Raw genomic sequence first — 22,838 nt, 5'->3', positions numbered from 1 at the left:
GCGCGTGACAAGAGGGGACAGATAGGATTGTGTACATACGTGGAAAAAATTCTTTGGACTCCGGAGGTGCGCCGCCGCAAACTGGAGCCGGGAGGAAATGCGGCACCGCACCGCGTGCCGCGCGGAGGACAATGACCGACACGACCGCCAGACACGTTGCCATTCCGCTGGGCGTGATCGTCCGCCGGAGCCCAGGCGTGACCCGTTGGGCAGCCTGGAACTGGCGTGCAGTGGGCGTGCTACCGGGCGCCGCGCCGGCCGAGTGGCAGGAGCTGCGCCGCGACGGCGACGTCACCGAATTCCACGCCCGCACCCTGACGCTGGACCTCTGGCGCACGGACACCGAGGCGTATCTGACCACCCTGTCGTCGCGCACGCCCAGCGTGGCGGTGATCATGCGCCCGACAGGGCGGCGCGCGCGTCCGCTCGACGTCTTCAAGGTCACCGCCTCGGCCTATGAGTCGCAGGATTATCAGGATAGCGGCGAAGAGGTGGTCGAGCTCGTGCCGATGCCCGAGGGGCTCGTCGCCCTGGTGGCCGAGTTCTGCGATGTGCATCACCGAGACGAGGCCTTCGTGAAGCGCCGCCGCGACCGCGCCCGCATGGAGGGCGCCGGAACCGGCAAGGGCGACCCGCGGGTGCGGCAGTTGTCCGACGTCTACCGCGCCCCGAGCCGGGAGCGGATGCCATGAGCGCCGACTTCTGGTCCCGACGGCGCGCCCGCGTCGCCGAGGAAGAGGCCGCCGAGGCTGCGGCCAGGGCCCGGTCCGAGGACGCGGCGCGGGAGGCCGATCTCGAGGAGAAGACCGACGAGGAACTGCTCGAGCAGTTCGGCCTGCCCGAGCCGGAGACGCTCTCCAAGGGCGACGACTTCTCCGCGTTCATGGCCCGTGAGATCCCCGAGCGTCTGCGCCGCCGCGCCCTGCGCCGGCTGTGGCGGTCGGACCCGGTCCTGGCCTGCGTCGACGGGCTGAACGACTACGACGACGACTATACCGGTGGCGGCGTCGCCACCGGGACGCTCAAGACCGCCTATCGCGTCGGCGAAGGGCTGGCGCGACGGCTGACCGCGCCTCGGGAACCGGACGCCGCGGAAGAGCCGCCGGTCCCCGCCGCCGCTGAGGAGCCGGACGTCGCCGTGGCGGCGGCGCCCGAAGAGACGGACACACCGGACGAAGCGCCCGAATCCGCCGAACCGCCCGCACCGCGCCGGCGCATGCGCTTTGCCTTCGACGACAGCAGCAATTCGGGACAGAACGGATGACCATGACCGCGACCCCCACGGACATCCCCGAAGAGGATCGTCTGCGCGCGCAGCTCTACGATTTTCTCGCGCTCATGCTGGCGCATCCGCCGCAGGCCGATCTTCTGCGCCACGCCGCCGCGCTCACCGGCGACGAGAGCGCGCTGGGTCAGGCAATGGACTCGCTGTCGCGCGTGGCCAAGGTGACCAGTGAAAGCGCGGTGAAGACCGAGTTCAACAAGCTCTTCATCGGCCTCGGCCGGGGCGAGCTTCTGCCCTATGCGAGCTACTACCTGACCGGCTTCCTGAACGAAAAGCCGCTCGCGATACTGCGCAGCGACATGGCGGCGCAACGCATCAGCCGCGCCCCCAACGTCTTCGAACCCGAGGACAACATCGCCTCTCTGATGGAGATGATGGCGGGCCTGATCCTGGGCCGCTTCGGCGTCCCCGCGGACCTCGAGACGCAGAAGGTCTTCTGGAACCGTCATATCGGCCCCTGGGCCGAGCACTTCTTTTCCGACCTCGAGGCCGCCAAGGCCTCGGTCTTTTACGCCTCGATCGGCACCGCCGGACGGGTGTTCATGGAAATCGAACGTGAGGGGTTCCGCATGACCGCGGCATAAGCGGTCGGCACATATCAGGCCAGCCCATGCGGGCCACGGCCACATTCAAGCGAAAGGGAGGATACCCGATGAGCCAGAACGACAAAGCCGCGAGCCGCCGCGACTTCCTGAAACTTGCATCCGTTTCGGCCCCGGCCGCGGCGGCCGCCATCGCGGTTCCCGGCGCGAAGGCCGAAGCGCAGGCAGCCGCGGTCGACGACGGCAAGATGCAGGACACGGCCCACACGCGCGCGTTCTACGAAACCGCCCGTTTCTGAGCCCTTTCCCGCCATTCGTCCGGCCGGCGCCGCGAACGCCGGCATCTGCCAAGCCCCGGCCAACGGGGGTGCGGCAAGAACAGGAGTCATTCCATGCTTAAGAAGAAGTCCAACAGGGTGGCCACACGTCCGCAGCGCGGCGGGCCTGTAGCAACTCATAGCGAAACGGGACTGGACCGCCGCGGGTTCCTGCGCGGTTCCGGTCTTGCCATCGGCGGTCTCGCCACGATCGGCGCGGTCGGCGGCACCGTCACCCAGGCCAGTGCGCAAGAGGCCGTCGACGGCAGCATCGAAACCATCAAATCGGTCTGCACGCACTGCTCGGTCGGCTGCACAGTGATCGCCGAGGTGTCGAACGGCGTCTGGGTCGGGCAGGAGCCCGGCTGGGACAGCCCGTTCAACATGGGCGCGCATTGCGCCAAGGGCGCGTCGGTCCGCGAGCATGCCCATGGCGAGCGCCGCCTGAAATATCCGATGAAGAAGGAAGGCGGCGAGTGGGTCAAGATCAGCTGGGAGCAGGCGATCAACGAGATCGGCGACCAGATGCTCGCGATCCGCGAGGAAAGCGGCCCTGACAGCGTCTACTGGCTCGGCTCGGCCAAGCACAACAACGAGCAGGCCTATCTCTTCCGCAAGTTCGCGGCCTACTGGGGCACGAACAACGTCGATCACCAGGCACGCATCTGCCACTCGACGACGGTTGCGGGGGTCGCGAATACATGGGGCTACGGCGCCATGACGAACTCCTACAACGACATCCACAATTCCCGCGCGATCTTCATCATCGGCGGCAACCCGGCCGAGGCGCACCCCGTCTCGCTGCTGCACGTGCTCAAGGCGAAGGAGCAGAATAACGCGCCGCTGATCGTCTGCGACCCGCGTTTCACCCGCACCGCTGCCCATGCCGACGAATTCGTCCGGTTCCGGCCGGGCAGCGACGTGGCGCTGGTCTGGGGGATCCTCTGGCACATCTTCGAGAACGGGTGGGAGGATCAGGAATTCATCCGCACCCGCGTCTGGGGGATGGACCAGATCCGCGAGGAGGTGGCGCAATGGACCCCCGAAGAGGTCGAGCGTGTTACCGGCGCGCCGGGCTCGCAACTCGAGCGGGTCGCGCGGACGCTGGCCAACAACCGGCCGGGCACGGTCATCTGGTGCATGGGCGGCACGCAGCACACCAATGGCAACAACAACACCCGCGCCTACTGCATCCTGCAGCTCGCCCTGGGCAACATGGGCACCGCGGGCGGCGGCACGAACATCTTCCGCGGCCATGACAACGTGCAGGGCGCGACCGACCTCGGCGTGCTGGCCGACACCCTGCCCGGATATTACGGCCTGTCCGACGGCGCCTGGGGGCACTGGGCCCGCGTCTGGGAAGAGGACGAGGAGTGGCTGCGCGGCCGCTTCGCCGTGATGGAGGGGTCGAACCCCGACGGCTCGGACCGCATGATGATCAACGAGACCGGGATTCCCGTCTCTCGCTGGATCGACGGCGTGCTCGAGGATGCCGAGAACCTGGACCAGCCGGCGAACACGCGGGCGATGGTTCTCTGGGGACACGCGCCGAACTCGCAGACCCGCCTGCCCGAGATGAAGACGGCGATGGAACAGCTCGACCTCATGGTCGTGGTGGACCCCTATCCCACCGTCTCGGCGGTGATGCAGGACCGGACCGACGGCGTCTACCTGCTGCCGGCGGCCACCCAGTTCGAGACCTACGGCTCGGTCACTGCGTCGAACCGGTCGCTGCAATGGCGCGAGCGGGTCGTCGATCCGCTGTTCGAAGCCAAGACCGACCACACCATCATGAAACTGTTCGCGGACAAGTTCGGCTTCTCGGACCGGCTCTTCCGCAACATCGAGGTGAACGGCGACGAGCCGCTGATCGAGGACATTACCCGCGAGTTCAACCGCGGCATGTGGACCATCGGTTATACCGGGCAGAGTCCCGAGCGAATGCGCACCCACATGCAGAACCAGCACACGTTCGACCGCACCACGCTGCGGGCGCTCGGCGGGCCGGCCGACGGCGATTTCTACGGCCTGCCCTGGCCGAGCTGGGGCACGCCCGAGATGAAGCATCCGGGCTCGGCCAACCTCTATGACGTGTCGCTGCCGGTGGCAGAGGGCGGCATGGGCTTCCGCGCCCGCTTCGGTGTCGAGCACGAGGGGGACAACCTCCTGGCCGAGGGCGTCGCGCCCGTCGGGTCCGAGATCGAGGACGGCTACCCCGAGTTCACGATGCAGATGCTGATCGACATGGGCTGGGACGGCGATCTCACGCCCTACGAGCGGCGGATGATCGAATGGGTCTCGGGCTTTACCGACACGCGGCCGAACCAGGAAGAGGTCGGCGAGACCTCGCAACAGGGCGACCGTCCCTCGGACTATTCCGACCAGGTCGGCGGCGTGAACTGGAAGACCGACCTCTCGGGTGGCATCCAGCGGGTCGCCATCGCCCATGGCTGCGCGCCCTACGGCAATGCCAAGGCCCGCGCGGTCGTCTGGACCTTCCCCGACCCGGTGCCGCTGCACCGCGAGCCGCTCTACTCGAACCGGCGCGACCTCGTGGCGGACTATCCGACCTACCAGGACAAGAAGTTCTGGCGCGTCCCGACCATGTACGCCTCGATCCAGGAGCAGGATTTCTCCGAGGAGTTTCCGATCATCCTGACCTCGGGCCGTCTGGTCGAATACGAGGGCGGCGGCGACGAGACGCGGTCGAACCCGTGGCTGGCCGAGCTGCAGCAGGACATGTTCGTCGAGATCAACCCACGCGACGCCAACAATATCGGCGTCCGGGACGGCAACATGGTCTGGGTCGAAAGCCCCGAGGGCGGCCGGGTCAAGGTGATGGCGATGGTCACCCCGCGGGTCAACGCGGGCGTCGTGTTCATGCCGTTCCACTTCGGCGGCATGTGGCAGGGCGAGAACCTGCGCGACAAGTACCCCGAGGGCGCCGACCCCTATGTGCTGGGTGAGTCGTCCAACACCGCGCAGACCTATGGCTATGACAGCGTGACACAGATGCAGGAGACGAAGGCGACTCTCTGCAGGATCAGCGTCGCGTAAGGGAGGATTACGAAAAATGGCACGAGCGAAGTTTCTCTGCGACGCCGAACGCTGCATCGAATGCAACGCCTGCGTCACCGCGTGCAAGAACGAGCACGAGGTTCCTTGGGGCATCAACCGCCGGCGCGTCGTGACGATCAACGACGGCAGTCCCGGCGAGCGGTCGATCTCGGTCGCCTGCATGCACTGCTCGGACGCGCCCTGCATGGCGGTCTGCCCGGTGGACTGCTTCTACCAGAACGAGGAAGGCATCGTCCTGCACTCGAAGGACCTGTGCATCGGCTGCGGCTACTGCTTCTACGCCTGCCCGTTCGGCGCGCCGCAATACCCGCAGGCCGGCAACTTCGGCAGCCGCGGCAAGATGGACAAGTGCACCTTCTGCGCCGGCGGCCCGGAAGAGACCAACTCCACCGCCGAGTTCCAGAAGTACGGCCGGAACCGGATCGCCGAGGGCAAGCTGCCGATCTGCGCCGAGATGTGCTCGACCAAGGCGCTGCTCGCCGGTGATGGCGACACCGTCTCGGACATCTACCGCGAGCGCGTGGTCGCCCGCGGCTTCGGCTCGGGCGCCTGGGGGTGGGGAACCGCCTACGACCAGAAGGCCAACTGACCCAGCAGGGGGCGGCGGCGCGGGACGTCGCCGCCCCGTCTCTGGTTTCACCAGGGCAGGATCGCCTGCCCTGCTGCGACAAGAGCACATTTAGTCAGTCCGAGGATCGTCGCGATGCGTCTCAGCGCCCTACTGCCGCTTCTGCTGTCCCTCCTGCTGGCGATGCCCCTCGCCGCGCAGGACAACGTGCGCCCGCCGGAAAGCGCGGTCGGCGGTGGCTTCGACAGCGGCGAGACGGTGCGCCCTCCGTCCGACTCGGTGCCCCAGGGCGCGCCGCCCGCGGTCGAGGCCCGGCCGGAAACCGGCGGGGCGCAGACGCTCGAGGACATCCTGCGCCGCCAGAACGGCGAAGAGCTCGACGACAGCTTCCGCCGCGAGGCGACGGGCCGCAACGACGGCGACGCGCCCACGGCGGGTCAGCTGGGCACCCTCGGCGGCGCCTCGGACCCCGAGATCTGGCGACAGCTGCGGTATGACACCGCGCAGGTCCAGGCCAGCGCGCGGGGCCCGGCCGCGGACGTGCTGATCCAGGACGGCGGCATGCGCTGGCTGCAGTTCCGCGAGGGACCGCTAGCCACCTATGGCGGCTATCTGCTGCTGGGCGTTCTGGCCATCCTCGCCCTGTTCTACCTGATCCGCGGCCGCATCCGGATCGACGGCGCGATCACGGGGCGGCGCATCCTGCGCTTCCAGTCGATCGAGCGCTTCGGGCACTGGCTGCTGGCGGGCTCGTTCATCGTCCTCGCGCTGTCCGGGCTCTTCCTGCTGTTCGGGCGGCTCGGACTGATCGAGCTGATCGGCAAGGACTTCTACGCCGACATCGCGGCCGTCGCGATCTGGTCCCACAACAACATCTCGTGGGCCTTCATGCTGGGGCTCGTGCTGGTGACGGTGATGTGGATCGCCGACAACATCCCGAACAAGACGGACCTGAAATGGCTCGCCGTCGGCGGCGGGATCTTCTCGCGCAACGTCCACCCGCCGGCCTACAAGTTCAACGCCGGACAGAAGCTGATCTTCTGGGCGGTTGTTCTTCTGGGCGCGTCGATCTCGCTTTCGGGGCTGTCACTGCTGTTCCCGTTCGAGATGCCGCTCTTCGCCAAGACCTTCGAGGTCATCAACGGCATGGGCATCCCCGGATGGTTCGGCTACGGCCCGCTGCCCACCGACCTTGCGCCGCACGAGGAAATGCAGCTGTCGCAGGTCTGGCACGCCATCGTCGCCTTCCTGTTCATGGCGGTGATCCTGGGCCACATCTACATCGGCACGGTCGGGATGGAGGGCGCCTTCGATGCCATGGGGTCCGGCCGGGTCGAAGAGCAGTGGGCGAAAGAGCACCACGGCCTCTGGGTCGAGCAGATGAAGCGCAAGAAACGCGGCGCCCCGGCACGCGGCCGGCCGGCCCACCCGGCGGAATAGCCGATGCGCCTCGCCGCGCTGTGCCTGGCCCTCGCGCCGGCCGCGCCCGTCGCGGCCGGAGAGTTCCATACACTCGAAGGGCATGGCGGGCCGGTGATGGACATTGCCGTCTCACCCAATGACGGCCGCATCGCAACCGCGAGCTTCGACAACGCCCTCGGACTGTGGACCGACCGGAGCCCGCGGTGGCTCGACGGACACGCGGCGGCGGTCAACACCGTGACCTTCACCGATGACGGCGTGATCTCGGGCGGCGACGATTTCGACGTGCTGGTCTGGACGGCGGGCACCCCCGCCCGGCGCGACGGGCACGAGGGCAAGGTGATGGACATCGCCGTGGCACCAGACGGCAGCATCGCCGCCTCGGCCAGCTGGGACGGCAGCGTCGGCCTCTGGCCCCTGCCCGACGGGCCCGCGCGGTTCCTGACCGGGCACGACGCGGCGGTGAACGCGGTGGCCTTCTCGGCCGACGGCAGCCGCCTGTTCTCGGCCGGGGCGGACGGCACGATCCGGGTATGGGACGTCGCCACGGGCACCGAGCGGCGGCAGCTCGTGCGGCACGGCTTCGGCATCAATCGGATCGTCCTGGACGAGGACGCTGGATGGCTCGCCTACGGCGCGGTCGACGGTGTCACCCGCGTGACCGACGTCGAGAGCGGCGCGGCCATCGTGGACCTGTCTCTCGACCGCCGGCCGATCCTGGCCCTCGCGGCCGATCCGCAAGGCACGCAGCTGGCCATCGGCGACGGCGAGGGGTTCATCACCGTGGTCGACACGACCGACTGGAGCATCCGGCGGGATTTCCGGGCCGCCGAGCGCGGCCCGATCTGGGCCCTGGCCTTTTCGCCGGACGGGACGAACATCCTGGCCGGCGGGCTGGACCCGAAGGTCTATTCCTGGCCGATCGCCACGATGGACACCTACCAGGCCATGGCCTCGGGCGACGAGAGCTTCCTGCGGGCGCCCGAGACGATGGAGAACGGTGAGCGGCAATTCGTCCGCAAGTGCTCGATCTGTCACAGCCTGACGCCAGGCAGCGCGCGGCGGGCGGGGCCGACGCTTTACGGCCTGTTCGGCCGCCCGGCGGGCAGCGTCGGCGACTACGCCTATTCCGAAGCCCTCATCCACACCGACATCGTCTGGGACGACACGACGATCGACGCGCTGTTCGATCTCGGTCCCGACCACTACATTCCCGGCAGCAAGATGCCGATGCAGCGGATCACCGGTTCCGACGACCGCTCCGACCTGATCGCCTATCTGCGCCGCGCCACGGCACCCGAGGAGAGACGAGAATGAAAGCCATGTATGTTGCCTTTGCCGCCATCGTCCTGATCGCGTTCGGCGCCAATTTCGGGCTGAATAACATCGGGTTCTCGTCGGCGGAACGTCAGGCCAGCGACACCACCCGCCTTCCCTCGGACACTGGCGACGGCGAGGCCGCGATCGACGAGTGACTGCGCCCGGCGGGGTTGCCAAGAACTGCTCGCGCAACATCTGACGGCCCGACCGCGCTCTGCACCGGAGCGCCGCAACGCGACGAGGCCAAGATGACAGACGCACATGCCGCCCCGCCCGGCCCGCTCGGGTTCGGGGGCGCACCGCTCGGCAACATGTTCGATACCGTCGACGAAGACACCGCCCGCGCCACGCTTGAGGCCGCGTGGGACGAGGGCGTCCGTTACTTCGACACGGCGCCGCATTACGGCGCGGGCCTGTCCGAACACCGCTTCGGCGAGGTGCTGCGGACGAAACCGCGCGACGCGTTCACCCTGTCGACCAAGGTCGGCCGGCTGCTGTCGCCCGATCCCGACGGCGGAAACGACGGGCCGTTCAAGTCGGGCCTGCCGTTCGAACAGCGCATGGATTACGGCTATGACGCCACGATGCGGTCGCTCGACGACAGCTTCCAGCGTCTCGGCCTGGCCCGCATCGACTTCGTGTATATCCACGACCTTGCCCCCGATCATTTGGGCGACGAGTGGCACGAGCAGTTCGAGATCGCCCGCGATGGCGCGATGATGGCGCTGACCCGTCTGCGGGACGAGGGCACGATCCGGGGCTGGGGCCTTGGCGTGAACAACGTCGAGCCCTGCGAACGCGCCCTGGCCGAGGCAGACCCGGACGTCTTCCTGCTTGCCGGCCGCTATTCCCTGCTGAACCAGCCTGCGCTCGAGCGGCTCTTCCCGAATTGCGTCGACCGGGGCGTGAACGTCGTGGTGGGCGGTCCCTACAACTCGGGGCTGCTCGCGGGTCGGTCGACCTATGACTACGCCGAGGCGCCGCAAGAGATGGTCGACCGCCGCGACAGGCTGGACGCGATCTGCCGGCGGCACGACGTGGACCTGCGCGCCGCGGCGCTGCAGTTCTGCGCGGCGCACCCGGCGGTCGCCTCGGTGATCCCCGGCGCGAAGGGGCCGGACCGCGTGCACGCGAATGTCGACCTGATGCGGGCCACCATTCCGTCCGGGCTGTGGGACGAGATGAAGGCCGAGGGCCTGCTGCCGCAGGACGTGCCGGTTCCGGGCTGACGGCCCGGTTCTGAAAAGGACGGGTGCCGTGAAACCACGGCACCCGTCAGGGATCACGCCACCGGTTGGCCGTTCAGAACCACTGGTTGATGTAGACTAGGTGCGGCCAGACCGAGATCAGGATCAGCACGAACACCATCATCAGCGCAAAGGGCAGCGCCCCGAGGAACACGTCGACCAGCGTGATCCTCTTGTCATCCAGGCATCCCTTGACGACGAAACAGGCCAGCCCCAGCGGCGGCGTCAGCAACCCGACCTCGACCCCGATGACCGACAGGATGCCGAACCAGACCGGGTCGGCGCCAAAGGCCTCGACCACGGGCAGGAAGATCGGGACCATGATCAGCAGGATCGACACCGAATCCAGGATCGTGCCCAGCAGCAGCAGCGCGATGATGTAGATCAGCAGCACCATCCCGAATTGGGCATCCAGCGCGTTGACCGCCTGGGCGATGTCCATCGGCATGCCCGCAAGCGCGAGGGAGCGGCTGTACATGGTCGCCGCGATGATCAGGAAGCAGACCGACGCGGTGATGCGCCCGGTCTCGAGCATGGTGTTCCAGAACGAACGCAGCGTGATCCGCCGCCGGGCAATGGCGATGACCAGGGCGCCGAGCGCGCCGACGGCCCCGGCCTCGGTCGGGGTCATCACGCCGCCATAGATGCCGCCCAGAACGACGAAGATCAGCGCGAGCAGTGGCACCATCTTGATGGCGACCTCGGTCCAGGTGAGCTCTCGCCCGCTGTCCTGGGGCACGTGCAGGTCCGCGAACCGGTTCTTCAGGTCATAGACATAGCCGGGCATCAGGAAGGCCATCCCGACGATGCCGATGCAGTAGACCGCCGTCAGCAGCAGGCCCGGCCCGATTCCGGCAAAGAACATCTGGCCGATCGATTGCTCGGTCAGGATGCCGTAAATGATCAGCAGGATCGACGGCGGGATCAGCATGCCCAGGACCGAACTGCCGGCGACCGCCCCCACGGCGAAGCGTGGGTTGTAGCCATAGCGCAGCATCTCGGGCACGGCGACCTTGGTGAACACGGCAGCCGAAGCGATCGAGACGCCGGTGACCGCGGCGAACACCGCGTTCGCGCCGATCGTGGCCAGGCCCAGCCCGCCGCGGATCCGGCGCAGGAAGAAATCCCCGACCTCGAACGAATCCCGCCCGACATCGGCGTCGCTCATTATCAGCCCCATCAGCACGAAGAGCGGGATCACCGCGAATGTCTGGTTCGCGATGCCGTCAACGGCGGCCAGCGTCAGCAGCTTCGTGGCCAGGCCGAAGCTGCTTTTCTGCAGCACGACCGAGACGAAGGAAACGAGGCTCAGCGCGATGCCGACATGCATGCCGGCATAGATCAGCGCGACGATCGCGAGGACCGAGATAAGGCCGATTTCCAGTCCCGTCATGACGACTCCGTGGCCCGACCGCGGGGCGTCAGGTTGCGAATGTTTGAGATGGCGAGGCCGAGGAATTGCAGACTCGCGAAGATCGAGCCGATCAGGATGATCGTGTCCAGCGGCCAGACCGGTGCGGTGAACACGCCGACATTCCCCTTGAAGTAGCCCCCGTTATAGGACGCGATCAGGCGCGGAAACTGTCCGTAGGCGATGATCGCGAAAACGGCGGTGCCAGAGAGGTTGAACGCCGCCCGCAGGACGAATCCGATCCGATCGCGCCCGGTCCGCGCCAGGAAGGACAGCAGCGTATCCGCACGTGTGAGACGTCCCTTCCGGATCGTCAGCGCGATCTGGAGATACACCATCGCGACGATGCCCATCTCGCTCAGCTCGACCGTGCCCTGGAACGGGGCGTTGAACAGCCAGCGTCCGAAGACGTCGAGATTGACGACGATCATCATGCCCAGCACGACCAGAGCGCCGAGGATGTCCATCCCGACCACGGTGGTGCCGAAGCCGCGGGACAGCGGGCCAAGGTCGGGACGGGAGATCTCTCCCCCGTCCGTCTCGTTGGTATCGCGGTTCTGGTCCGTCACTCGTCCCAGTCCCGCACGGCCGGGGCACCGGCGTCGCGCATTGCCTGCATGTAGTCGTCGAGGATCGCCTCGGCCGGGATGCCTTGCTCTTCGAGCCGTCCGGCCCACTCGCCGGCGATATCGGGGAGCGTCTCGGCCCAGGCCTCGCGCTCTTCGTCGGTGATCTCGGTGACCTGGCCACCGTTCTCCTTGACGATCTCGCGGGCCTTGGCGCCCATCTCGTGCGAGAACTCACCGATCGCCACGCCGAACTCCTGCGCGGCGGTGGTCATCGCCTGCTGCACTTCCTCGGGATAGCTGTCCCAGGCCTGCTGGTTGACCGAGATGACATAGGCGTTGGCGCCGCCAAGGCGCGCGTCGTAGTAGTTCGAGCAGACCTCGTAGTATTTCAGCGACACGACCGCCTCGCCCCAGACCAGCATGGCATCCGCCACGCCCGTCTCGACGAGCTGGTAGAAGTCTCCGAGCGACCCGTTCACGCCCGCGGCGCCCATCGGCTGCACCCAGCGGAGGTTCGGGCCGATGCCGGTCACCTTCAGTCCGTCGATGTCGTCGGTGGACTCGATCGGCTCACGCGAGCACAGGATGTAGTTGTCGCCGATCCCGCTGACCGACAGGGGCACCTGGTTGAACGGCTCCCAGGATTCACGGAAGGCGGGGTATTCCTCTGTCAGGTCGTCCATAACCTCGTGGATCAGCACGAGATCCGTCGTCGTGAAGGGCGTCACGTAGCCGATGCTGTAGAGCGGCAGCTTGTCCGAGTGGATCGCCGTCACGATGGCCCCCACATCCGCCAGCCCGGTCTCGACGGCCTCGAGCTCACCGCCCGGCTTTGCGAGCGTGCCGGAAAAGGCCTCCTGCCACTCGACCTGATAGTTGTTGCCGTTCTCGGCGAGAATCTCGTTGGTGCGGGGCATGAAGACTTCTTGCATGATCTTCACGACCGCCACCGAGGGCGAGAACCCCGACACGATCGACGCCTGAACCGTTTCCTGCGCCGTCGCGGCGCCGCCGGCGCCCAATCCCGCGGCGAGCACCGCTGCGACCGGCGTGGCCCTCAAGAGTTCGAACCTCTTCGTCATGCTTTCCTCCCTATCCAGCATTCAAGTGTTCAGATCAGGCGCTGGCGGACGTCTCCCCGACGACGTCGATGCTGTGTTCTATGGTGTTGGCCTGCGCCAGCGTCGCTTCGACGAAGCATCCCCGGCGCGCGGCGCCGACGAGTTCCTCGATCCGCGCGCGTCCCTCGGGGGTCTCCACGCGCACGTTGATTTGAAATCCCTCGGGGCGGCCCTGATACGGTCCGACCTCGTCCTTGTGGGCGGACCAATGCGCCTGGCACGTGACCTCCAGATCGTCGATCTGGACCTTCATGCGCTTGGCGAAGACGCGGATTTGCGTCATCAGGCAGCCCACCAGCCCTGTCAGGAAGTATTCAAGCGGCGTCGGCGCCGTTTCCTCGCCGCCCTGAAAGGCGCCCTCGTCCGTCGCGAGCATGTTGGTCGTCTGGAACGGCTGACGGGCGACAAGCGTGACCTCGTTCCGCATCTTGCCGACAGCCTTGCCAGCTGCGTCGAACTTTACCTCGAAGATGGGCTTAGCCGTCTGATCGGCCATTGAGTGTCCTCCGGATTGCGTTTCGGGTCGGCAGGCGCGTGGCGCCGGCGCGGTGTTCAGGCATGGGCGCCACCGGCCAGCTCGGATATCGCGACGGGCGCCCCTCTTTCGGCGGAAAGGGTGATCGCCTCGAGCACGTCGATGTTTCCGACCAGCTCTTCCTCGGTGAACCTGTAGCTGTCCTGGCCGAAGGCGGCGCGCGCCCAGGCCTCGATGTTCATGCGGACCGTCTCGGCACTGTCGAGCGCGGTCTCGTCCCGGTCGCCATCCGCGGTGCGGACGGTCAGGATCGCGGGCTCGTCGACGTCGACGTTGGAATAGTCGCGCAATTCGGCCCAGGCATGCTCGCCCATCACGGTGATCCGTCCATAGAATGGAACCGTGGACAGGCAGGTGAACGTGGCGGTCAGCCCCGAGTGGAAGCCCAGAACGACCGAAAGGGAATCCTCCAGCGGCGGCTCGAACACCCGCCGGGCCGAGCGCGCATAGACCGTCTCGACCGGACCGGCGAGCGAGATGAACAGGTCGGTCAGATGGATGCCGAGCGCGGTCATGTTCCCGGCCGGCGCGTCCGCCTTCCGCAGTCGCCAGTTGTCGCGATCCATCGCCTTGAACTTGTCGTGGCTGAAATTCGCATCCATCGACACGATCGTGCCGAGTGTACCGTCGGCCGCCATCCGGGCGATCCGCTCCAGCCCCGGCTCATAGCGGCGCTCGTGCCCGACGCCGAGCGTCACGCCGTTCTCCCGGCAGGCCGCAAGCGAGGCGCGGGCGCCCTGCGCGGTAAGGCTCAGAGGCTTTTCGCAGAACACGTGCTTACCCGCCGCGGCGGCCGCCTTGACCTGTGCGTCGTGCAGGCTGTGCGGCGTGGCCAGGACGATGCCGTCGACATTCGGATCCGCCAGCAACTCGTCGAAGGTCTCGACCAGCCGCACGTCGATCCCCGCGCCGGATAGTTCGACCTGCGGATCGTGGGCCGCGACGACCCGCACGACATCGCTGTCGGCCAGCGCGGCGCAGATCTGTCGTCCCCACCACCCAAGGCCGGCTACGGCGACATGCATCATCGACAACTCCTCCCGCGGCGCGCATCGCAAGCTTCCGTGCGACCATAGCGCAAACGTTTGCGTATCGTGCGAGACAGACAGCGCACCTGTCAACCGCGAAAGTCGCGGGGCGATTCCCGCCCGACCAAGGCGAAAAACGGCAGCGGGGTCGCAGGTTTAGGAAGGATCTACGGTCTGGCGGGCCCGGTGGAGCGGCGCACGAGCAGCTCGACGGGCAGGATCGAATGCGCCCCGCGCACCGGTCCGGGCGACTCGATCTGGTCCAGCAGGGTCCGCGCGGCCATCGCCCCCATCTCCTGTTTTGGCACCCTCACCGTGGTCAGCGGGGGCTCCAGCAGGTCGACGTTGAGCGAATCGTTGAACCCCGTGATCGAGATCCGGTCGGGGCACGCAATCCGGCGCACCTTCATCTCGCGCAGGGCGCCGATCGCGAGCCGATCGTTGCAGCAGACGATGGCCGTGGGATCGAAGTCGGTGCCAAGGATAGCGGCCGCCCCGCGGGCGCCTTCGTCCTCCTGCCAGCTGCGCGCGCTGACGACCGCCTCGCCTGGCGGCGTGACGCCCAGCTCGGCCATCGTCTCGAAACATGCCTTCGCGCGCCCCTGTCCCGTCGAGCGGTTCTGGGGCCCGCAGATGAGGCCGATGCGGCGATGTCCGAGGCCGTACAAGTGTTTGACGACGGCGGACATTCCCTCTTCCTGGTCGCTCACGACGCTGGACACCGCCTCACCTTCGAGGCGGCGGTTGAAGGTGACGATCGGCAACCCGTTCTCGACGGCGGACAGCGTCGGCGAATCGCCGAAATAGACGGCGCCGTTCAGGATACCGTCCACGCCGCGCTCGCCCAGGACCTCGATCAGCTTGCAGGCGCGCACCGGGTCGTCATCGGTGTTCACGATCAGGGAATTGTAGCCGAGCGGCTCCATCACGCTTTCGATTCCGCGCAGAATCCGGGGATAGAGCGGGTCGGCGATGTCGGTCACCATGACCCCGATCAGCATGCTCCGACTGGTCCGCAGACCCGATGCCAGGCGGTTCGGCCGGTAGCCCATCGTCTCGGCGGCGGCGAGGATGCGGTCGACCACGTCCTGCGACGGCGGGGTCTTGGAATCCTTCTTCAGCGCCCGCGACACGGTGGAGGGATGGACGCCGACCTCTCTGGCGATGTCCTTGATCGTGATCACTCTTCTGTTGGACATCCTGTCGGTCGGCTCCCTGGCATCCTTGGGCCGCACCCCACCTCGCGTCAGGCGCTCTCGCGGCGGCCCATACCTTCCCTCCGAACACCGCGCTTGACAATCCGCGATTGTCCGCAAACGATTGCGTACGTTTCGCGTCGACCGTGCCAGAGGAGGATCATAGATGCAGAATGCGTTGAACCCGCGGATATTGCAGCCTGGCGACATGGATCCGCACTGGCGGTGGGACAAGCATCTGCCGGCGTGGGGTCATTCGTCGGTGGATTTCGAGCGTCGTGTGGACCACGACCGGTTGCGGCGGTACCGGCTGAGCCGGGCGAAGGACGCGCTGGCGCAGAGCGGGTGCGGCTCGCTTCTGATGTTCGACGTGAACAACATCCGCTACGTGTCGGGCACGAAGATCGGCGAGTGGGAGCGCGACAAGCTGTGCCGGTTCTGCCTGCTGACCGGCGACGAGGAGCCGTATGTGTGGGATTTCGGCTCGGCGGCGATGCACCACAAGGAGTATTGCGACTGGCTCGACCCCGACAAGTGCCTTGCGGGGGTGACGGGGATGCGGGGGACGATCCCGCCGTCCTTCGGTCTGATGAAGAAGTACGCCGAGGAGATCGCCGCGCTGATCCGCAAGGCGGGGATGGCGGACATGCCGGTGGGCGTGGACTATGCCGAGACGGCGATGTTCTTCGCGCTGCAGGAGGCGGGTCTGAACGTGGTCGACGGCCAGCAGGTGATGCTGGGGGCGCGCGAGATCAAGAACTGGGACGAGATCCAGCTGCTGACCCAGGCGGCGTCGATGGTGGACGGGGTCTACCACATGATCTGGCAGGAGCTGCGGCCGGGGATCCGCGAGAACGACATCGTCGCGATGTCCAACAAGATGCTCTACGAGATGGGCTCGGACGACGTCGAGGCGATCAACGCGATCGCGGGCGAGCGCTGCAACCCGCATCCGCACAACTTCACCGACCGCTACTTCCGGCCCGGCGACCAGGCGTTCTTCGACATCCTGCAGAGCTACCAGGGCTACCGGACCTGCTATTACCGGACCTTCAACATCGGCCGGGCGACGCCGGCGCAGCACGACGCCTACGTCAAGTGCCGCGAATGGCTGGACGCCTCGATCGAGCTGATCAAGCCGGGGGTGACGACCGACACCGTGGCCAAGGTCTGGCCGACGGCGGAATCGCTGGGCTTTCCCAACGAGCTCGCCGCCTTCGGGCTGCAGTTCGGCCACGGGCTGGGGCTGGCGCTGCACGAGCGGCCGATCATCAGCCGCGCGGTGTCGCTCGAGCATCCGATGGAGATCGAGACCGGCATGGTCTTCGCGCTGGAGACCTACTGCCCCGCCGCCGACGGCTATTCCGCGGCGCGGATCGAGGAGGAGGTGGTGGTGACCGACACCGGCTGCGAGGTGATCTCGCTGTTCCCGGCCGAGGACCTGCCGATCTCGCACCGCTACTGACGCGACGCCGCCCGGGGGGCGCTGGGGCGCGCGGGCTGCGTGCCCGCCGTCCCCCGGGTCCCGGGCGGGCGGCCCGCCTCCGGCGGGAGTATTTGGACGAAGATGAAGGGGCGCGGCGCCCCGCCGGGATGTCCCCCGCGCCCGCGAACGCGGCGCGGCGGGGGTCCGGCCGACCAGGGAGGAGTTCTGTCATGGCGAGGGCCACGGCGAAGACCAACACCGAGGACTACATCCGGATGTACACCCAGATGGTGCGCATCCGCGCCTTCGAGGACAACGCCAACCAGCTGTACCTCGCGGCCAAGATGCCGGGGCTGACCCACATGTATTCCGGCCAGGAGGCGGTCGCGGTGGGGATCTGCGAGGCGCTGGAGGACGACGACAGGATCACCTCCACCCATCGCGGCCACGGCCATTGCGTCGCCAAGGGGGCCGAGTTCAAGCAGATGTTCTGCGAGCTGCTGGGCAAGGCCGAGGGCTATTGCCGCGGCAAGGGCGGCTCGATGCACATCGCCGACACCAGCCACGGCAATCTCGGCGCCAACGCCATCGTCGGCGGCTCGATGGGCATCGCCACCGGCGCGGCGCTGAGCGCCAAGCTGCAGAAGACCGGCCGCATCGCGGTCTGCTTCTTCGGCGACGGCGCCACCGCCCAGGGGCTGTGGTACGAGGTGATGAACATGGCCGCGCTGTGGAAGCTGCCGGTGATCTATGCCTGCGAGAACAACGGCTATTCCGAGTACACCCGCACCGACGAGATCGCCGCCGGATCGATCACCGCCCGCGCCGAGGCCTTCGGCATCGAGAGCTTCGAGGTCGACGGCCAGGACGTGCTGGCGGTCAACGAGCTGGCGCGCGGCCTGGTCGAGCGCTGCCGCAAGGGCGAGGGGCCGTTCTTCGTCAACCTCGCCACCTACCGCTACCACGGCCACCATGTCGGCGACATCAACCGCGACTACTACCGCTCGAAGGACGAGGAGAGCGAGTGGAAGCAGCACCGCGACCCGATCACCAACTTCGGCAAGTGGCTGGAGGCGCAGAACATCGCCTCGGCCGAGGAGCTCGTCGGCATCAACGACGCCGTCCGCCGCGAGGCCGAGGCGGCCGTCGCCCATGCCGAGGCCGCGGCCTATCCCGACGTCTCGGAGGTCGACATGCACGTCCATGCCGGCATCCCCCATGCCCTGAGCGCCTGAGGAGGCCGCGATGACCAGAGAACTCACCCTCTCGAAGGCCGTCAACGAGGCGATCGCGGAGGAGATGCGGCGCGATCCCACCGTCTTTGTCATCGGCGAGGACGTCGCCGAGGCCGGCACCCCGTTCAAGGTGCTCGCCGGGCTCGTCGACGAGTTCGGCACCGAGCGCGTGATCGACACGCCGATCTCCGAGCCGGGCTTCACCGGCCTCGCCGTCGGCGCCGCGATGACCGGATCGCGCCCCATCGTCGACCTGATGTTCGGCGACTTCCTGTTCCTGGTGATGGACCAGCTGTGCAACCAGGCCGCCAAGATCCACTACATGTCCGGCGGCACGATGACGGTGCCGATGGTGCTGCGCACCAATCTCGGCGCCACCCGCCGCTCGGCCGCCCAGCACAGCCAGAGCCTGCACGCGCTGGTCGCGCATATCCCGGGACTGAAGGTGGCGATGCCCTCCTCGGCCTACGAGGCCAAGGGCCTGCTGAAGACCGCGATCCGGGACGACAACCCGGTGGTGATCTTCGAGGACAAGCTGATGTACCAGGACAAGGCCCCGGTCCCCGAAGAGGAGTACCTCATCCCCTTCGGCCAGGCCAACGTCCTGCGCGAGGGACGCGACATCACCCTCGTGGCCACCTCCTCGATGGTCCAGGTCTGCAGCAAGGCCGCCGAGACCCTCGCCGCCGAGGGCATCTCCGCCGAGGTGATCGACCCGCGCACCATCGTCCCCCTCGACGAGGCCACCATCGTCGCCTCGGTCAGGAAGACCTCGCGCGCGCTGGTCGTCGACGAGGGCCACCAATCCTACGGCGTCACCGCCGAGATCGCCGCCCGGATCGCCGAGCGCGCCTTCTACCATCTCGACGCCCCCGTCGGCCGGATCGGCGCGATGGATGTCCCCGTGCCGTTCTCGCCGGCCCTCGAGGACCTCACCGTCCCCACGCCCGATGCCGTCGCCGACCGCGCCCGCGCGCTGTGCAAGGGAGGATGGGCCGATGCCGCATGAGGTGATCATGCCCGCCCTCGGCATGGCCCAGGACACCGGGCAGATCGTCGCCTGGCTCAAGGCCGAGGGCGACGCCGTCAAGGCCGGCGACCCGATCATGGAGGTCGAGACCGACAAGGCCACGATGGAGGTCGAGGCCGCCCATGACGGCTTCCTCGTCGGCCTCCGCGCCGCCGCGGGCGACAACGTCCCCGTCGGACAGGTCGTCGCCACCATCGCCGAGACCGCCGACGCCCCCGTGCCCGACGCCCCGGCCGGGGATGCCGCGAAGGACACCGGGGACGCCGCCGGGACCGCCGACGACACGGCCGCCGCGGACGACGGCGCCGCCGCGCCCGAGGCGGCCCCCGAGGGCGCCCCGGTGATCATGCCCGCCCTCGGCATGGCCCAGGACAGCGGCACCATCGTCGCCTGGCTCAAGGCCCCCGGCGACGCCGTCGCCGCCGGCGACCCGCTCTTGGAGGTCGAGACCGACAAGGCCACGATGGAGATCGAGGCCGGCCATGACGGCTATGTCGCCGAGCTGGTCGGCGAGGCCGGAGAGGCGATCCCCGTGGGCGAGGTGATCGCCCGCATCACCCCCGAGGCGCCCGCCGCACCGCGCCACCGCGCCCGCGGCGCCACGCCCGCGCCCGATACAGCCTCCGGCACAGCCCCCGCGCCGGAGGCCGCAGCGGACGCGCCCGCACCTGAGCCCGCGGTCGACGCCACGACCGACGCCCCGGCGCCGGAGCCCGGCGGCCGCATCCTGGCCTCGCCCAAGGCAAGGCGCCTCGCCGCCGAGCGCGGCCTCGACCTCGCCCGCCTGGCCGAGGCCGGCCATCCCCAGCCCTACCACGCCGCCGATATCGAGACCCTCGCCGCCCTGCCGGACACCGCCGCCGGCACCGCGCCCGGCGCGGCCGCCGGCCCCGCAGCGGCGCCGGCGCTGCGGCTCACCGCCCGCGTGCCCGCCGCCGCCTTCGACGGCTTCCGCGCCCGCGTCGCCGAGCGCCTCGGCGCGCCGCCCCCCGCCGACGCCTTCCTCGCCCTCGCCGCCGCCGGCGCGCTGCGCGACATCGCCGGCGACACCGGCGCCATCGCCGTCGACACCGAGGCGGGGCCGCTCACCGATCCCGACCTCACCGGGCTCGGCGCGCTCGACACCGGCGGCACCGCCGCCCCCGGCCTCGCCGTGCGCGACCTCTCCGCCACCCGCCTCGCCAGCCTCGACACCGGCGCCGGCCCGACGCCCCGCCTGACCCTCACCCGCCGCGACGACACGCTCGAGATCGCCCTCGCCGCAGCCCCCGGCGCGATCGCCGAGGACGACGCCATCGCCCTTCTCGCCGGCACCGCCGAGCGCATCGAAGACCCGCTGCGCCAATTGCTCTGACAGCCCCCGGAGGCCCCATGACGCAGACCGCCACGCCCCATCTCGAGACCGACCTCTATATCGACGGCGCCTGGCGCCCCGCCACGGGCGGCGCCCGCTTCGACGTCCTCAACCCCGCCGACGAGACCGTCATCGCCTCGGTCGCCGCCGCCGATATCGACGACGCCGACGCCGCCCTCGACGCCGCCGCAGCCGCGATGCCCGACTGGGCCGCCCGCCCCCCGCGCGAGCGCGCCGAGATCCTCCGCCGCGCCTTCGAGCTGATGCACGCCCACAAGGAGGACATCGCCCGCCTCATCACCCTCGAGAACGGCAAGGCCCGCGCCGACGCCATGGGCGAGACCCTCTATGCCGCAGAGTTCTTCCGATGGTTCGCCGAGGAGGCCGTCCGCGCCGACGGCATGCTCACACCCGCCCCCGCCAGCGGCGCCCGCATCATGGTCCAGCACCGCCCCGCCGGCATCGCCGCCCTCGTCACGCCCTGGAACTATCCCGCCGCCATGGGCACCCGCAAGATCGCACCCGCCCTCGCCGCCGGATGTCCCGTCATCATCAAGCCCGCCGCCGAGACCCCCCTCACCATGCTCGCCCTGATGCCCCTCCTCGAGGAGGCCGGCGTGCCCAGGGGCCTCGTCAACGTGCTGCCCACCCGCGCCTCGGGGCCCCTCGTCGACCACATCATGCACGACCCCCGCGTCCGCGTGATCTCGTTCACCGGCTCCACCGGCGTCGGCCGCACCCTGCTCAGGACCGCCGCAGACCAGGTCCTCAAGCCCGCCATGGAGCTCGGTGGCAACGCCCCCGTCGTCGTCTTCGACGACGCCGATCTCGACACCGCCGTCACCGGCACCATGCTCGCAAAGATGCGCAACCTCGGCGAGGCCTGCACCGCCGCCAACCGCATCTACGTCCACCGCGACATCGCCGAGGACTTCACCCGCCGCCTCACCGACGCCATGGCCGCCCTCACCCTGGGCAACGGCCTCGAGGACGGCGTCGATGTCGGGCCCCTCGTCAACGCCGCAACCCGCGACAAGGTCGCCGAGCTGGTCGAGGACGCCCTCGCCCGCGGCGCCACCCTCCGCCTCGGCGGTGCCGTCCCCGACGGCAAGGGCTTCTTCTATCCCCCCACCGTCCTCGCCGAAGTGCCCCCCGACGCCCTCTGCCAACGCGAGGAGATCTTCGGCCCCGTCGCCGCGATCCAGACCTTCTCGGACACCGACGACGTCGTCGCCCGCGCCAACGACACCGAGTACGGCCTCGTCGCCTATGTCTTCTCCGGCGACTTCCGCCGCGGCCTGCAGGTCTGCGAGCGCCTCGACTACGGCATGGTCGGTCTCAACCGCGGCCTCGTCAGCGACCCCGCCGCCCCCTTCGGCGGCATGAAGCAGTCCGGCCTCGGCCGCGAGGGCGGACACGAGGGCATGCTCGAGTTCATGGAAACGCAGTACATCTCCGCGGAGTGGTGACGATGGACGACCTCAAGACCTCCCCCGCAACCCGCGCCTATGCCGCCCGCAACGGCGTCGACCTCCAGGCCCTCGCCGCCGAGACCGGCCGCACCACAATCGGCCGCGAGGACGTCGACGCCAAGATCGGCGGCGCAAACAAAGGCGACGCCAGGATCGGCGGCGCAAACAACGGTGACGCCAGGATCGGCGGCGCGGCCCAACGCGACGATCCCGCCGCCTACTGGGACGTCGACCACGCCCGGTACGGCCCCGTCGAGCACGAGCCCGTCTCCCGCCTCGCCCGCGTCGCCGCCAAGAACCTCGCCGCCGCACAGGCGATGATCCCAGCCGTCACCCATCACGACCGCGCCGACACCACCGCCCTCGACGCCTTCCGCGCCCGGCTCGCCCCCGACGCCGCCGCCCGCGGCCTCCGGCTCACCGCCCTCGCCTTTCATGTCCGCGCCCTCGCCCGGACCCTCAGGCGCCATCCCCGCTTCAACGCCTCCCTCTCGCCCGACGGCGAGACCCTGATCCTCAAGCGCTACGTCCATGTCGGCATCGCCGTCGACACACCCCACGGCCTCATGGTCCCCGTGATCCGCGACGCCGACCGCAAGGGCCTCTGGCGCATCGCCGCCGAGATCGACGCCCTCGCCGCAAAGGCCCGCGACCGCAAGCTCCGCCCCGACGAGATGGGCGG

Annotated in this window: 22 protein-coding genes; 16 read left to right on the top strand and 6 right to left on the bottom strand. The window is 68.6% G+C overall.

Annotated elements, in window-relative coordinates:
• Window positions 1–131: 131 nt before the first annotated feature.
• From BMZ25_RS15675 to BMZ25_RS15635, 10 genes are all read left to right on the top strand, one after another.
• Entirely contained in the window at window positions 132–692 is a 561-nt protein-coding gene (locus BMZ25_RS15675; RefSeq protein ID WP_092695299.1) for a DUF3305 domain-containing protein, read from the top strand.
• Window positions 689–1,264, top strand: a complete 576-nt coding sequence (locus tag BMZ25_RS15670) for a DUF3306 domain-containing protein (protein ID WP_092695297.1) — start codon at window positions 689–691, stop codon at window positions 1,262–1,264. The genes BMZ25_RS15675 and BMZ25_RS15670 overlap by 4 nt, the downstream gene beginning before the upstream one ends.
• Window positions 1,261–1,869, top strand: coding sequence for a TorD/DmsD family molecular chaperone (locus tag BMZ25_RS15665; protein ID WP_092695295.1), 609 nt, complete (start codon window positions 1,261–1,263; stop codon window positions 1,867–1,869). The genes BMZ25_RS15670 and BMZ25_RS15665 overlap by 4 nt, the downstream gene beginning before the upstream one ends.
• Window positions 1,870–1,937: 68 nt before the next feature.
• A complete protein-coding gene (locus tag BMZ25_RS15660) occupies window positions 1,938–2,126 on the top strand; it encodes a ubiquinol-cytochrome c reductase iron-sulfur subunit N-terminal domain-containing protein (protein ID WP_092695293.1) in 189 nt (62 codons plus the stop codon).
• A gap of 93 nt (window positions 2,127–2,219) precedes the next feature.
• On the top strand, window positions 2,220–5,201 hold the full coding sequence (locus BMZ25_RS15655) for a formate dehydrogenase subunit alpha (RefSeq protein ID WP_092695291.1): 2,982 nt from the start codon (window positions 2,220–2,222) through the stop codon (window positions 5,199–5,201).
• Window positions 5,202–5,217: 16 nt separating this feature from the next.
• Window positions 5,218–5,811, top strand: coding sequence for a formate dehydrogenase FDH3 subunit beta (gene fdh3B / locus BMZ25_RS15650; RefSeq protein WP_092695289.1), 594 nt, complete (start codon window positions 5,218–5,220; stop codon window positions 5,809–5,811).
• A gap of 114 nt (window positions 5,812–5,925) precedes the next feature.
• Window positions 5,926–7,230, top strand: coding sequence for a formate dehydrogenase subunit gamma (locus BMZ25_RS15645; protein ID WP_235859898.1), 1,305 nt, complete (start codon window positions 5,926–5,928; stop codon window positions 7,228–7,230).
• 3 nt (window positions 7,231–7,233) lie between these two features.
• On the top strand, window positions 7,234–8,529 hold the full coding sequence (locus tag BMZ25_RS15640) for a c-type cytochrome (RefSeq protein ID WP_092695287.1): 1,296 nt from the start codon (window positions 7,234–7,236) through the stop codon (window positions 8,527–8,529).
• Window positions 8,526–8,687 carry a hypothetical protein gene (locus tag BMZ25_RS20920; protein ID WP_177190486.1) on the top strand — a complete coding sequence of 54 codons (162 nt, stop codon included), beginning with the start codon at window positions 8,526–8,528 and terminating at the stop codon, window positions 8,685–8,687. The genes BMZ25_RS15640 and BMZ25_RS20920 overlap by 4 nt, the downstream gene beginning before the upstream one ends.
• Before the next feature lie 93 nt (window positions 8,688–8,780).
• The gene (locus BMZ25_RS15635; RefSeq protein ID WP_092695285.1) at window positions 8,781–9,761 is read left to right on the top strand and encodes an aldo/keto reductase; all 981 of its coding nucleotides are present in this window, start codon (window positions 8,781–8,783) and stop codon (window positions 9,759–9,761) included.
• A 73-nt stretch (window positions 9,762–9,834) separates the two neighbouring features.
• Here the strand turns inward: BMZ25_RS15635 and BMZ25_RS15630 are convergent, their stop codons facing one another.
• The 6 genes from BMZ25_RS15630 to BMZ25_RS15605 all read right to left on the bottom strand — a co-directional run bounded on the left by BMZ25_RS15630 (window position 9,835) and on the right by BMZ25_RS15605 (window position 15,642).
• Window positions 9,835–11,172, bottom strand: coding sequence for a TRAP transporter large permease (locus tag BMZ25_RS15630; RefSeq protein ID WP_092695283.1), 1,338 nt, complete (start codon window positions 11,170–11,172; stop codon window positions 9,835–9,837).
• A complete protein-coding gene (locus BMZ25_RS15625; protein ID WP_092695281.1) occupies window positions 11,169–11,759 on the bottom strand; it encodes a TRAP transporter small permease subunit in 591 nt (196 codons plus the stop codon). Before BMZ25_RS15625 ends, BMZ25_RS15630 begins: the two co-directional genes overlap by 4 nt.
• Window positions 11,756–12,841 (bottom strand): C4-dicarboxylate TRAP transporter substrate-binding protein, encoded by a 1,086-nt coding sequence (locus BMZ25_RS15620; protein ID WP_143071547.1) that lies wholly within the window; start codon window positions 12,839–12,841, stop codon window positions 11,756–11,758. Before BMZ25_RS15620 ends, BMZ25_RS15625 begins: the two co-directional genes overlap by 4 nt.
• A gap of 34 nt (window positions 12,842–12,875) precedes the next feature.
• Window positions 12,876–13,376, bottom strand: a complete 501-nt coding sequence (locus BMZ25_RS15615; RefSeq protein ID WP_092695277.1) for an OsmC family protein — start codon at window positions 13,374–13,376, stop codon at window positions 12,876–12,878.
• Between the two features lie 56 nt (window positions 13,377–13,432).
• Complete coding sequence (locus tag BMZ25_RS15610) at window positions 13,433–14,443, bottom strand: Gfo/Idh/MocA family protein (protein ID WP_092695275.1); 1,011 nt, start codon at window positions 14,441–14,443, stop codon at window positions 13,433–13,435.
• Window positions 14,444–14,610: 167 nt separating this feature from the next.
• A complete protein-coding gene (locus tag BMZ25_RS15605) occupies window positions 14,611–15,642 on the bottom strand; it encodes a LacI family DNA-binding transcriptional regulator (protein ID WP_177190485.1) in 1,032 nt (343 codons plus the stop codon).
• A 163-nt stretch (window positions 15,643–15,805) separates the two neighbouring features.
• On the opposite strand from BMZ25_RS15605, the gene BMZ25_RS15595 reads away from it, so the two are divergent.
• From BMZ25_RS15595 to BMZ25_RS15570, 6 genes are all read left to right on the top strand, one after another.
• On the top strand, window positions 15,806–17,104 hold the full coding sequence (locus BMZ25_RS15595) for a M24 family metallopeptidase (RefSeq protein WP_092688093.1): 1,299 nt from the start codon (window positions 15,806–15,808) through the stop codon (window positions 17,102–17,104).
• 191 nt (window positions 17,105–17,295) lie between these two features.
• Window positions 17,296–18,300 (top strand): thiamine pyrophosphate-dependent dehydrogenase E1 component subunit alpha, encoded by a 1,005-nt coding sequence (locus BMZ25_RS15590; RefSeq protein ID WP_092688096.1) that lies wholly within the window; start codon window positions 17,296–17,298, stop codon window positions 18,298–18,300.
• Between the two features lie 10 nt (window positions 18,301–18,310).
• Window positions 18,311–19,309 (top strand): alpha-ketoacid dehydrogenase subunit beta, encoded by a 999-nt coding sequence (locus BMZ25_RS15585; protein WP_092688099.1) that lies wholly within the window; start codon window positions 18,311–18,313, stop codon window positions 19,307–19,309.
• Window positions 19,299–20,684: a biotin/lipoyl-containing protein gene (locus BMZ25_RS15580; protein ID WP_092688102.1), complete on the top strand. Its 1,386-nt coding sequence runs from the start codon at window positions 19,299–19,301 to the stop codon at window positions 20,682–20,684. The genes BMZ25_RS15585 and BMZ25_RS15580 overlap by 11 nt, the downstream gene beginning before the upstream one ends.
• A gap of 17 nt (window positions 20,685–20,701) precedes the next feature.
• Window positions 20,702–22,153, top strand: a complete 1,452-nt coding sequence (locus tag BMZ25_RS15575) for an NAD-dependent succinate-semialdehyde dehydrogenase (protein WP_092688105.1) — start codon at window positions 20,702–20,704, stop codon at window positions 22,151–22,153.
• Window positions 22,154–22,155: 2 nt separating this feature from the next.
• Window positions 22,156–22,838 (top strand): 2-oxo acid dehydrogenase subunit E2 (locus tag BMZ25_RS15570; RefSeq protein WP_092688108.1); only part of this gene is annotated, 683 nt, incomplete at its 3' end.

The sequence above is a fragment of the Tranquillimonas rosea genome (assembly GCF_900111315.1).
In the GTDB taxonomy this organism is placed as follows: Bacteria; Pseudomonadota; Alphaproteobacteria; order Rhodobacterales; family Rhodobacteraceae; genus Tranquillimonas; species Tranquillimonas rosea.
Note: the sequence above shows the minus strand (reverse complement) of the source record. Positions and strands in the feature narration are given on the sequence as shown.

What these genes read in the sequence shown, in the direction of transcription:
- BMZ25_RS15675 (WP_092695299.1), top strand. Translation starts at nt 132, where the DNA reads ATGACCGACACGACCGCCAGACACGTTGCCATTCCGCTGGGCGTGATC.
- BMZ25_RS15670 (WP_092695297.1), top strand. Translation starts at nt 689, where the DNA reads ATGAGCGCCGACTTCTGGTCCCGACGGCGCGCCCGCGTCGCCGAGGAA.
- BMZ25_RS15665 (WP_092695295.1), top strand. Translation starts at nt 1,261, where the DNA reads ATGACCATGACCGCGACCCCCACGGACATCCCCGAAGAGGATCGTCTG.
- BMZ25_RS15660 (WP_092695293.1), top strand. Translation starts at nt 1,938, where the DNA reads ATGAGCCAGAACGACAAAGCCGCGAGCCGCCGCGACTTCCTGAAACTT.
- BMZ25_RS15655 (WP_092695291.1), top strand. Translation starts at nt 2,220, where the DNA reads ATGCTTAAGAAGAAGTCCAACAGGGTGGCCACACGTCCGCAGCGCGGC.
- fdh3B (WP_092695289.1), top strand. Translation starts at nt 5,218, where the DNA reads ATGGCACGAGCGAAGTTTCTCTGCGACGCCGAACGCTGCATCGAATGC.
- BMZ25_RS15645 (WP_235859898.1), top strand. Translation starts at nt 5,926, where the DNA reads ATGCGTCTCAGCGCCCTACTGCCGCTTCTGCTGTCCCTCCTGCTGGCG.
- BMZ25_RS15640 (WP_092695287.1), top strand. Translation starts at nt 7,234, where the DNA reads ATGCGCCTCGCCGCGCTGTGCCTGGCCCTCGCGCCGGCCGCGCCCGTC.
- BMZ25_RS20920 (WP_177190486.1), top strand. Translation starts at nt 8,526, where the DNA reads ATGAAAGCCATGTATGTTGCCTTTGCCGCCATCGTCCTGATCGCGTTC.
- BMZ25_RS15635 (WP_092695285.1), top strand. Translation starts at nt 8,781, where the DNA reads ATGACAGACGCACATGCCGCCCCGCCCGGCCCGCTCGGGTTCGGGGGC.
- BMZ25_RS15630 (WP_092695283.1), bottom strand. Translation starts at nt 11,172, where the DNA reads ATGACGGGACTGGAAATCGGCCTTATCTCGGTCCTCGCGATCGTCGCG.
- BMZ25_RS15620 (WP_143071547.1), bottom strand. Translation starts at nt 12,841, where the DNA reads ATGACGAAGAGGTTCGAACTCTTGAGGGCCACGCCGGTCGCAGCGGTG.
- BMZ25_RS15615 (WP_092695277.1), bottom strand. Translation starts at nt 13,376, where the DNA reads ATGGCCGATCAGACGGCTAAGCCCATCTTCGAGGTAAAGTTCGACGCA.
- BMZ25_RS15610 (WP_092695275.1), bottom strand. Translation starts at nt 14,443, where the DNA reads ATGATGCATGTCGCCGTAGCCGGCCTTGGGTGGTGGGGACGACAGATC.
- BMZ25_RS15605 (WP_177190485.1), bottom strand. Translation starts at nt 15,642, where the DNA reads ATGTCCAACAGAAGAGTGATCACGATCAAGGACATCGCCAGAGAGGTC.
- BMZ25_RS15595 (WP_092688093.1), top strand. Translation starts at nt 15,806, where the DNA reads ATGCAGAATGCGTTGAACCCGCGGATATTGCAGCCTGGCGACATGGAT.
- BMZ25_RS15590 (WP_092688096.1), top strand. Translation starts at nt 17,296, where the DNA reads ATGGCGAGGGCCACGGCGAAGACCAACACCGAGGACTACATCCGGATG.
- BMZ25_RS15585 (WP_092688099.1), top strand. Translation starts at nt 18,311, where the DNA reads ATGACCAGAGAACTCACCCTCTCGAAGGCCGTCAACGAGGCGATCGCG.
- BMZ25_RS15580 (WP_092688102.1), top strand. Translation starts at nt 19,299, where the DNA reads ATGCCGCATGAGGTGATCATGCCCGCCCTCGGCATGGCCCAGGACACC.
- BMZ25_RS15575 (WP_092688105.1), top strand. Translation starts at nt 20,702, where the DNA reads ATGACGCAGACCGCCACGCCCCATCTCGAGACCGACCTCTATATCGAC.